General features: G+C 56.3%; 1 protein-coding gene and 1 pseudogene. Both read right to left on the reverse strand.

Annotated features, from left to right (window positions below; translation table 11 throughout):
- Window positions 1-78 precede the first annotated feature (78 nt).
- Window positions 79-885 (reverse strand): annotated as a pseudogene (locus tag CIK74_RS00145) (integrase core domain-containing protein); the annotation flags it as partial.
- 192 nt (window positions 886-1,077) lie between these two features.
- A complete protein-coding gene (locus CIK74_RS00150) occupies window positions 1,078-2,514 on the reverse strand; it encodes an IS1380 family transposase (RefSeq protein ID WP_170947673.1) in 1,437 nt (478 codons plus the stop codon).
- Between the last annotated feature and the right edge of the window lie 125 nt (window positions 2,515-2,639).

Genomic DNA, 2,639 nt, shown 5'->3' on the forward strand with positions numbered 1-2,639 from the left:
TGTGATGTCTCAAGACACCGGTAACAGTTCTGTACCAGCACATCGGTGACACTCGGTGTCTCAAGACATCGGTAACACTTACCCCATTTCCGGTTGGTTCTGGAACTTCGCCGTGGCATGCTTCAAGCTCAGATACGTGATGCCGTCTGGGAATGGATAATCGTATTTCGTGATTAATTCACCGTCCATTGAGATCACCATCAAATCCGCCTGATCCCAGAGGACCTTCACCATGGTGCTGCGGAGCAGTTTGCCCAAATAGAGTTCCACGCCAGCAACCCGCAGGCACCTGTTCTTATTGACCCGCATCAGCTGACTGCCCCTCGCCTCCATGTGCTCGGTCCGCAGCGTGGCACTGAGCTTCGCCGGCTCCGGAGTTGAACCATCCTGCGGCGTTGGCGATTGCTCTTCACCCGGCTGTACGGCCAGGACAGCCTCGCCGACGCCCGGAGCGGGCTTGGTGCTGAGCTTCACCCATTCCCCAGGCGCGAGAGGCTCAGCAACCGGCGTGGCATCCCACGCTTCCTGCGGTGTCATCCGATCCTCCAAGGACTGATGACCACGCTGCGTGTTGTAGGCCTGGTCAAAGACCTCAACCTGCCCTTGCAATTCGGCTAGGTCCTTGGCGAAAGGCTGCTTCTTCAACCACTTGAACAACGTCGAATGAAACCGCTCGTTCTTCCCCTGAGTCGTGGGCTTATACGGCTTGCCGGTCATCGTGGCAACTCCCAGACTGTTGGCGTACGCGACCAATTCGCTGATGACGCCCCGACGGATGGGATTCAAGGCATCGCCATTGTCACTGAGCAAGCGCTGTGGCAGCCCGCGGGCGGCGACACCCATGCGGAAGACTTTCACCGCATCCGGACCGTTCTCCGTCCTTGCAACTAANNACTAACCCAGATCTTTCATGGAAGCGCAGAACCCCACCGGAACCGGCACCCCGCCAGTATCCGGTGGGGTTCTTGAATTCTCACACGACAAAGAGCGCCATATCGCTGACGCCAGCGCCGGCCACCACACACCGAAATACTGCCCCTTCCCACTTGAACTCACTAATGACTAGTACTTGAACACTCAGGTTCGCAGCGAACCGACTGCCCAACGCTGACGCAATCCGTTGATTTGTCCCTTGAGTAAGGTGACTAAGCGAGCTTCCGGCGTTTGATCATTGATCAGCAACCGGGGTTGGCGACCGCTCTTAGTCAGCTTCCCGGCCATAGACCACACCCGGTACCGCCACCGTTTCAAATCCCAGCTCCCGGCCTGATGCCCCGCAGGTAGTACCACCAACTGCAGCCACGACGTCAGATTCAACGCAAACATGGCCAAGTTAGCCCACGCTTGATTCGCCGCGAACGAAGTGAATGGCAGTTTGCCCAGCCCTGCGGCTTTCAGCGACTTGATCCTGTTTTCGCAACGCCCACGGGCGCGGTGACGGGCATCCAAGAAAGCGGGATCGTAGCGTGGAGAGTTCGTCAGAAACGCGGTCACTCGATTCCCATCAGTGTCGAACAGGCTTGCTTTCGCCCCCGGATGCAACGGCTCAGCACGAAGATAAATTCTGGTTCCTGGCGGGTAATCGTTTAGTTCAATGACCTTGGAAGCATCAATCACCCACGCGTTATCACGGTGTTCACCGTCCGCGGTGAGCGCTGGCTCCCAATACTTTTTCTGATCGATCCACCGCACGAAGCGTTCCTTGACCACGGGCAACGTATATGAGGTGGAAAATTGCAGACCCAACGAATCAACATGCTTCAAGAATTCTCGGGTGGCGCCAGCGCTATCGGTGCGGACCATGATCTTCTCACCGATCAACGTTGTCTGTTCGTCATAGAACTCGTCTGGTAGTTGTTCCAGTGCTTCGCTCAGGATGCTGATATGGTCCTTCGCTGAGTTCGCTGCCTTATTTCCTGGGCGCAAGCGTACGGCGAGGACTTCGCCGGTGCCGTTGGTTTTTCCGTAGTCGGCCATGGCGATCATCGGTGAATAGCCGTACCCGCCTTTATAGTTGCCTTTGGCACCTTCTTTGTCTGAATGAACGTTGACTAGGGACGCGTCGATATCGATGGTCAGAGGATTGGTTCGGGATGCCCGTATTGCGGGGTTGCGTTTGCCTGCTGCTGCCCATAGTTTGGCCCGCACTTGCCGGTGCATGGTCGCGAATGCGTATTCAAAAGCCCCGGGATGATTACTGATTCTGCTGAAGAACCGGCTGAACGTCGGGTCAGAGGCAACCGGACCGAAGAGGCCTTGAGCGGTTCGCAGCTGGTCGGTATCGCTGACTTGCTCGCCACCGGCGGCGAGCATCAGGGACAAATCTGCGATCATCTTCCCGGGCCGGTGAACGGCCGAAGCAGGAACGAATTGCGAGAGCCTGTTTTCGCAGAGCTTGCGGAAACCCAGCGTGTTGAGCAGGTCGCTCAAGGTGGTAAGTCCCGCGTGGGAGACCAGGGCTTGGTTCGTTGTCATGGTTGGTACGCAGGGGTAAAGGCCGGTATTGTTGTTCACTGAGAGAGTGATCCTTTGAACTGTTGAGAATATGGCTTAGACACCTTTATTTTCCCAGTTCAGGATCGCTTTTTCCTCGTTAATGACGCTTAATTACTGGCCCCGTCATGAAATACCTGGGCTAA

Source organism: Glutamicibacter sp. BW77 (genome assembly GCF_002332285.1).
Classification (GTDB): Bacteria; Actinomycetota; Actinomycetes; order Actinomycetales; family Micrococcaceae; genus Glutamicibacter; species Glutamicibacter bergerei.